Here is an 8,099-nt window from a genome sequence, read left to right as displayed (position 1 = left end):
TCGCCGAGCAACAGCGGTCCGTCCCGTGGCGGCGGCCCGCGGTCGCGGCGGCGCTGCGGGCGCATTCGGCCGTCAGGGCGGCAAGTCCTCGAAGGCACGCAAGAACCGTCTCGCGAAGCGTCAGGAATTCCAGGAGATGAAGGCCCCGGTCATCGGCGGCGTGCGCATCCCGACGGGCAACGGTCAGACCGTTCGCCTGCGTCAGGGCGCGTCCCTCGCCGATCTCGCGGAGAAGATCAACGTCAATCCGGCGGCCCTCGTCACCGTGCTGTTCCACCTCGGCGAAATGGCCACGGCCACGCAGTCGCTCGACGAGTCCACGTTCCAGATCCTCGGCGAGGAAATCGGCTGGAACATCAAGATCGTGTCCGCTGAGGAAGAGGACAAGGAGCTGCTCCAGCAGTTCGACATCGACCTTGACGAGGAAGAGCTGCAGGAGGACGAGGATCTTCAGCCGCGTCCGCCGGTCGTCACCGTCATGGGCCATGTCGATCACGGTAAGACCAAGCTGCTCGACCGCATCCGCCAGACCAACGTCGTGGCGCGCGAGGCCGGCGGCATCACGCAGCGCATCGGCGCCTACCAGGTGACCGTCGATCTTGACGGCGAAAAGCGCAAGATCACGTTCCTCGATACCCCGGGCCACGAGGCGTTCACCGCCATGCGTGCCCGCGGTGCGGAGATCACCGACGTCGCGATCATCGTCGTGGCCGCGGACGACGGCGTCATGCCGCAGACCGTCGAGGCCATCAACCACGCGAAGGCAGCCAACGTGCCGATCGTCGTGGCCGTCAACAAGATCGATAAGCCGGGCGCGAACCCGGACAAGGTGCGCGGCCAGCTCACAGAGTTCGGTCTCGTGGCCGAGGACTACGGCGGCGACACCATGTTCGTCGACATTTCGGCCAAGATGGGCACGAACGTCGACAAGCTGCTCGAAGCGGTGCTGCTCACCGCCGACGCCGACCTCGACCTGCGTGCGAACCCGAACATGGACGCCCGCGGCGCGACCATCGAAGCGCGGCTCGACAAGGGCCGCGGCGCGGTGGCGACCGTGCTCGTCCAGCAGGGCACCCTGCACATCGGCGACGCGATCGTCGCCGGCACGTCGTACGGCCGCGTCCGCGCCATGCTCGACGAGAACGGCAACCACATGAAGGAAGCCGGCCCGTCCACGCCGGTGCAGGTGCTTGGCCTGACGTCTGTGCCGACCGCAGGCGACCTGTTCCTGGTCGCCCCGGACGACCGCACGGCCCGCCAGATCGCCGAGAAGCGCCAGGCCACCGAACGCGCCGCGCAGCTCGCCAAGCGCCGCAAGATCGTCTCCCTCGAGTCCCTCAAGGAGCAGTTCGCCAAGTCCGAGGTGGACATGCTCAACATCGTCATCAAGGGCGATTCCTCCGGCTCTGTCGAGGCGCTGGAAGACTCCCTGATGAAGATCGAGGTGTCCGACGAGGTCGGCATCCAGGTCATCCACCGCGGCGTCGGCGCGATCACGCAGAACGACGTCAACCTCGCCACGGTCGACAAGGCCGTCATCATCGGCTTCAACGTGCGCCCGAACCGTCAGGTGCAGGATCTGGCCGACCGCGAGGGCGTCGAGATCAAGTACTACTCGATCATCTACAAGGCGATCGAGGACATCGAGGCCGCGCTCAAGGGCATGCTCAAGCCGGAATACGAGGAGGTCGTCACCTCCCACTCCGAGATCCGCGAGATCTTCCGCTCCTCCAAGTTCGGCAACATCGCCGGCGTCATGGTGCAGGACGGCGAGGTCAAGCGTGGTACGAAGTGCCGTATCCTGCGCAACGGCGTCGCCACGGTCAACGATCTCGAGATCTCCTCGCTGCGTCGCTTCAAGGACGACGTCCAGTCGGTGGCGGAAGGCTACGAGGCCGGCATCAACCTCGGCTCCTTCAACGACATCGAAGTGGGCGACATCATCGAAACCTTCGAAATGCGCGAGGTCGAGCGCAAGTAGCGCCCAACCGTGTTCATCTGGCCCCCTCAGCCCTCAGCCGAGGGGGCCAACTTTGTTTGTGTTGGTTTGTTGGAAAGGACTTTCACCATGGCAGGAACGAACCCGCGCGCGGCCCGCATCGCCGCGCTCATCCAGCGCGTCATCGCGTCCTCGATGGAGGCGCAGCTGCACGACAAGCGCCTCGCGAACGTGACCATCACCGAAGTGCGCGTCACCAACGACCTGCAGATCGCCAAGGTCTACTGGACGCAGCTCGGCCACGAAGGCAAAGAGGATGGCGAACGCAAGCGCGCCAAGCAGGCGCTCGACCAGGCCAAGGGCCGTCTGCGCTCGCTCGTCGGCACCAAGGCCGGCCTGCGCCTGACCCCGCAGCTGCAGTTCGTGTTCGACGAGGTGCCCGGCGAGGCCACCGAAATCGAGGACATCCTTGCCATCGCGCGCAAGCGCGACGAGGAGCTGGCCCGCGCGCGCGAAACCGCACAGTATGCGGGCGACGCCGATCCGTACAAGCATCCCGAGGAGCGTGACACGGACGACGATGACTTCGAGGATGATGACGACTTCGAGGACGACGAGTTCGACGAGTCCGACGCGGACTACGACGATGCCGAAGATTCCGCGGATGACGCCGCCGACGGCGACGCCGACGCCGTCGAAGTCGAGGAGCTCTGACCGTTGGCCGCAACGCAAGCCGCAACGCGACCCCAGCCGTCCGGACTGCTTGTCGTCGACAAACCGCGCGGCGTGACCAGCCATGATCTGGTCGCCGCCGCGCGCGCCGGACTGCACACCAAGAAAGTCGGCCACGCGGGCACGCTCGACCCGATGGCCACCGGCGTGCTCGTCATCGGCTTTGGCAACGCGACGAAACTGCTCAGCTACATCGTCGACCACGACAAAACGTACGAGGCGACGATCCGGCTCGGCCGCGCCACCGAAACCGACGACGCGGACGGCGCGCTCATCGAGCCGGACGAGACGACGGCGGACGCGGACGCGCTTACGGGCACGGCCGCGTCGCGCGTCGCCGATATCGTGACGTCGCTCGATCGCGGCACGATCGAACGCACGATCGCCGAACGGCTCACCGGCACGATCGAGCAGGTGCCGAACGCGTACTCGGCGATCAAGATCAACGGCCAGCGCGCCTACGATCTCGCCCGCGACGGCAAGGACGTGGCGCTCGCGGCCCGGCCGGTCACCGTCAGCGCATTCACGGTGCTCGACATGCGCGCCGGATACACCGACGCGAGTCGCACCGATGGGCCGCTAATCGACGGGGATGAACTGTCGTCTGCCGGATCCGAGCCGGACACCGTGCCGGTCATCGATCTCGACGTGCGCGTGAGCTGCTCGGCCGGCACATACATCCGTGCGCTCGGCCGCGACCTCGGCATGATCCTCGGCTGCGGCGGATACCTGACCCGGCTGCGGCGCACGCGCGTCGGCCGGTTCGATCTCGCCTCGCCGGATATCGCCGCGCATGTCGCGACCGCGCACGTCGAACCGCACACGTTCGTCAACCGCGCCGGCGAAACGGTGACGCACAACCGCGCCATCCTCGACCAGACCGGCGACGAGCTGCTCGCACGGACGATGAGCATGGAAGCCGCCGTGCACGCGACCATGCCCGTGATCGACATCACGGCCGAGGACGCGAACAACCTGCGATACGGACGGCGCATCCCATACGACATCCGCGAAGTCAGCGCGGCCGTCGTGCCCGCTGCCGGCGGCGCAGGCGGCGCGGACGGTTTCGGCAATGGCGACGTGGCGGCGATCGTCAAGCGCGCCAAGCGCGGCGAAGCCACTCCGGTCGTCGTGTTCGCGGCGTCATAGTCCACCGTTGTGCGTGCGGCTGGTCCTTTCTGCGTTGTGTGTAGTGGTTTGGACCGCTTCGCCGCATCAATCTGGCTTATGTGTAGTGGGTACATGGGCAAACGCCAAGTATGAAGGTTGCAAACTCGGCGTTGATACTCGGGTCTGCGCGCTTGGGATGCTACACGTAAGTCAGATGGATGTCGCGCATATGGCAAAACCACTACACGTGAGCCAGTTACCGACCGGAACTCGGTTCAGCTGGCGAAAAGGCGAGACGCCGCCGTCGATCTGTGGTTCGGTCGTCGTCGCCGCGCGCAGGAGCGGGGAATGCAGGCTGTCTAGGCAAAACGATCCGTCTGGTCTCACGCTGGCCGAGACGGCAAGCTTAATTCGTGCGGCATGCACGATATGTGGAATCGTAAGGAGAACGATGCGGAAAGATCAGGGTGCGGGCCTATTGAGCCGTCGGAGAGAGGAAGTATCCATGACGGCTCAGGACATGGCATCTCCTTCTCGAATGCACGACCATCACACGGACCAGCCTGTGCTTGAACTCGAATCGGTGACGCGTTCGTACGGTACCCGCGACCGGCGCCGCGTCGTCGTGGACGGGTTGACGATGCGCGTGCACGCCGGCAGTGTCGTCTGTCTGCTGGGACCCAACGGGGCCGGCAAGACCACGACCATCAAGATGGCGTCCACGCTGCTGCTGCCCGACAGCGGATCCGTCCGTATCTGCGGTATCGACGCAATCGCCGACCCATACCGGGGCGAGAAGCATCTGTCGTTGTTGCTCGGCGGCGAACGAGGCTTCTACCTGCGTGCCAGCGCCATCGATAATCTCAGATTCTTCGCGCAGCTGGCAGGCGTATCGCATCGAGATGTTGAACCCCGCATCCGCGAATCGTTGGAGGCGGTTGGCCTGGAGGACAAGGCCGACGCGCGCGTCGAGACGTTCTCGCGCGGCATGAAGCAACGACTGCACATCGCTCGCGCCATGTGCTCGCACGCATCCCTCGTCCTCCTCGACGAGCCGACCACCGGCCTCGACCCGCATAGTGCGCTGCGCATCCGCGAACTCATTGCGGACATGCGGCGCGGCGGTGCCGGCATCGTCCTCACCACGCATGCGATGGCCGAAGCGGAGGCTCTCGCGGACCGCATCCACGTGATTCGGGAAGGGCGCATCATCGTGTCCGGCAGTGTACGGGACCTCGCCGATTCGGTCCGGCTGGACGGTGTCAGCATGTACATGGCGTTCGAGAGCGAATGGAATCCGGACGCCGCGAACCGGTTGCGGGGAATCCCCGGAGTGCGTGGCGTCAACGCGGATCTGCGCGGCGGCGTCTGGTCGATCACCGTCACATGGCAGGGAGCACACGAACCCGATGCAGAACTGATACGGCAGGCGGCCGCAAGCCCGGAGCTACGGCATCTGGGATGGCGTCCCGCATCCTTGGAAGAGGTGTATCTGGCAGTGCTCGACGCTGGTCGGGAGGGCTGAATGGCAGACATGATCCGCATGACATGGTTCCACATGCGTACCTTATGGGCCACGTCGTTCTTCCTTGAGACCGCAATCGGTGCGCCGTTGAGCTTCATACTGCTCAAGCTCATCGCCGCCCAATGGCGTATCGGCCAGTCGTTGTGGCTGGACGCGTCGGTCAGCGGTCTGTGGGCCACCACCACGCTCGCCGTCGGCATCATCGGATTCCAACGTTTCCAAGGCGTGCTGCAGTATCTGGCGGCGAGCGTGATGCAACCGTGGCGGGTATTCCTGCCGCTCGTATCGGCTGCGTCGCTGATCGGCATCATCGGCGTGCCGGTATCATTCGCCGTGATTGGCATCACCGCGGTGCTGACCGGCGGGCCGATGCCGATGGTCACGTCCGTGCAGTTCGTTGGCTACCTGCTTGCGGTCGTCGCCTGCTGCTCGTCGGCGATGCTGCTTGCCTCCGTCTTTGTGCTGTCGCGTATGGCGACCGCATTTGAACCGCTGATCCTTATACCGGTATGGCTGCTGTGCGGCATCGTCATCCCGGTCGACATGATGCCGGTGCCGGTGCGGCTCGTCTCATTCCTGCACCCGCTCACCTCGGCGGTATGGATCGCGCGGCAGCCGTCGATGGGATGGACATGCTGGGTGGGCATCGCCGGATGCCTCGCCCTGTCGGCCGTATATGCGGCCGCATCATTGGTCGGATTGCGCGTCGCGCTACGACGCGCACGCGTGGAAGGAACCTTGGACCTGGCATGAGCATACGCACCATCTTTGCCTCCGTCGTCGATCCTAACCGCGGCGACCGCTCTCACGTGAACACGGACGACTCCGCGTGGCAAGGGCCGTTTGTCACCGGCTGGCGCATTACGATGCGCGCCACCCCGTCGCTGGGATCCGTTCCGGCCACGCTGGTACAGGTACTCGCCGCACCCGCATTCACGGCCCTGTTTTACCTGATGCTCGCTCACGCAGGAGAACATACAGCCGCCGGTTTCGGAGCTGCCATCGACGGCACCGCATCCGCCGTCAACGCGATGGCCGTGCTCATCGGCACTTGCTGCGTGGAATCGTGCACGTCGGTGAGCGCCACGCTCGCCACCGACCGATTCGAAGGCACGATGCCGTACGTGTCGCTGGGACGACCGTCACTGCGATCATGGGCGGGACGCATCGGCGCGATGTTCGTGATCACCCTGTGCAGCGGGTGCGCCGCGATGGCGGCGCTCGCCTGTTGCTCCGGCATGGTGAGTTTCGATGCCCGTCGCTGGGTGGCTGCGGTCGCGCTGATGATGCTGTCCATTCTGTCCTGTTCAGGTATGGGCTTGCTGGTTGCCGCCTGCTCTTTGATGATGGACGACGCGCTGTTTCTCGCCAATTTTGCCGGATACGCGCTGCCTCTGGTCGGCGGCGCCGTCGCCCCGCTCACCGTGTTCCCACCCATCGTTGCCGGTGCATTGCATGCGATGCCGCTCGCATGGCTGACCGATGCTGCGCGTGCGCTCGCCGCGGGACGCTGGCATGCCATGATGGTCGACTCGCTAATCGGTGTCGGAATCGGCCTGCTGTGGGCGGTGGCGGCTCTGGCCGTGTGGCGAATCTGCATGGCTTACCACCGTCGCCATGACACAGTCTCCTCGCTGGGCCTGTGACTGGGCGTTATTGGCTCATGTTCATATGCGGTCCTAGAGGATTGGGACGGAAACGACGAGCTCGTACGGTTTTTCCATTATGGACACGGTGCGCGGCCTGCTGCTAGAGTTGTGGCGGTATTTCGCATCGCAGGGCATTGGACTGCATTGGACTTGAGGAACGGCATGAACATCACTCGACTTACCCCCGATCCGACCGGACTGGTCGCATGGCCCACGCTGAGCACAAGCAAGAAATCAGTGGTCACCGTCGGCGTGTTCGACGGCATGCACCGCGGCCATCAGGCCGTGATCGCGCGCACGGTGGAGATCGCGCGACGGTTCGGCGCGTTCTCGGTGGTGGTGCTGTTCGACCCGCGCCCCGGCATGGCGCACCGGTACGCCGCCGAGCACGACGGCATGGACGTGCCGGAGGGCACGCCCGACCTGCAGGCGCTCACCGGCGCGAACGATCGCATCCGCATGATGCGCGACATGGGCGTCGACCATGTGCTCGTCGTGCGCTACACGATGGCGTTCGCCGCGAAATCCTACCGTTTCTTCCTCGGACAGATGGTCGGCAAGCTCGGCATGCGCGCGCTCGTGCTTGGCTCCGACGCGGCGATGGGCAAGGATCGCGCCGGCGACGTGAAGGCGATCGCGAACCTCGCCGCCGCGACCGGCGTGTTCGAGCTGGAGGTTGTGGACGACGCCGGCCCTGGCACCGTGCGCATCCCGGTCGACGCGCAGCCGCACATGCCGAACGAATGGGGCGAGCCGGGCGATCCGTGCGCCGGCATGACCAAGGCCGAACTGCGCGCGTGGACCAAGAAGCGCCAGACCAAGCTGCACCGCATCTGGAGCTCCACGAACGTGCGCTACCTGCTCTCGCAGGGCCGCATCGTCGACGCCAACGCGATTCTCGGCCACCGTCACGCGGTGGAGGGCGTCGTGGTGCACGGCGAGGAGCGCGGCCGCACGATCGGATTCCCGACCGCGAATCTGGACGAAGGCTCGATCGTCGGCTATCTGCCGGTGGACGGCGTGTACGCGGGCTGGCTGGTCGATATGGGACCGGCCGAGACGGCGACGGCCGGAGACGGCGATGGTTCCGGTGTTGCCGGCGGCGGCGCTGATGCGCACGGCGCGAACGGCGCGGCCGATGCGA

The 8,099-nt window shown here is 65.6% G+C and carries 6 protein-coding genes and 1 pseudogene; all 7 read left to right on the top strand.

The features are described 5' to 3' along the window. Positions 1-1,981: pseudogene (gene infB, locus BBIA_RS12995) on the top strand (translation initiation factor IF-2); the annotation flags it as partial. A gap of 87 nt (positions 1,982-2,068) precedes the next feature. Next, positions 2,069-2,653 (top strand): 30S ribosome-binding factor RbfA, encoded by a 585-nt coding sequence (rbfA, locus tag BBIA_RS12990; protein ID WP_033493965.1) that lies wholly within the window; start codon positions 2,069-2,071, stop codon positions 2,651-2,653. 3 nt (positions 2,654-2,656) lie between these two features. Continuing rightward, complete coding sequence (locus BBIA_RS12985) at positions 2,657-3,820, top strand: tRNA pseudouridine synthase B (protein ID WP_033493968.1); 1,164 nt, start codon at positions 2,657-2,659, stop codon at positions 3,818-3,820. A gap of 466 nt (positions 3,821-4,286) precedes the next feature. Then, positions 4,287-5,306, top strand: coding sequence for an ABC transporter ATP-binding protein (locus tag BBIA_RS14015; RefSeq protein ID WP_162179177.1), 1,020 nt, complete (start codon positions 4,287-4,289; stop codon positions 5,304-5,306). Next, positions 5,307-6,059: an ABC transporter permease gene (locus BBIA_RS14370; protein ID WP_033493970.1), complete on the top strand. Its 753-nt coding sequence runs from the start codon at positions 5,307-5,309 to the stop codon at positions 6,057-6,059. Beyond that, the gene (locus BBIA_RS12970; protein WP_033493972.1) at positions 6,056-6,952 is read left to right on the top strand and encodes an ABC transporter permease; all 897 of its coding nucleotides are present in this window, start codon (positions 6,056-6,058) and stop codon (positions 6,950-6,952) included. Before BBIA_RS14370 ends, BBIA_RS12970 begins: the two co-directional genes overlap by 4 nt. Positions 6,953-7,117: 165 nt before the next feature. After that, the coding region (locus BBIA_RS12965) for a riboflavin kinase (RefSeq protein WP_156103700.1) at positions 7,118-8,099 on the top strand (982 nt) is incomplete at its 3' end.

It is taken from the genome of Bifidobacterium biavatii DSM 23969 (genome assembly GCF_000741165.1).
Classification (GTDB): domain Bacteria; phylum Actinomycetota; class Actinomycetes; order Actinomycetales; family Bifidobacteriaceae; genus Bifidobacterium; species Bifidobacterium biavatii.
The sequence above is the reverse complement of the archived record's forward strand: the minus strand, read 5'-3'. Positions and strand labels throughout refer to the sequence as shown.

Coding starts and splice junctions, on each gene's coding strand:
- rbfA (WP_033493965.1), top strand. CDS start 2,069: ATGGCAGGAACGAACCCGCGCGCGGCCCGCATCGCCGCGCTCATCCAG.
- BBIA_RS14015 (WP_162179177.1), top strand. CDS start 4,287: ATGACGGCTCAGGACATGGCATCTCCTTCTCGAATGCACGACCATCAC.
- BBIA_RS14370 (WP_033493970.1), top strand. CDS start 5,307: ATGGCAGACATGATCCGCATGACATGGTTCCACATGCGTACCTTATGG.
- BBIA_RS12970 (WP_033493972.1), top strand. CDS start 6,056: ATGAGCATACGCACCATCTTTGCCTCCGTCGTCGATCCTAACCGCGGC.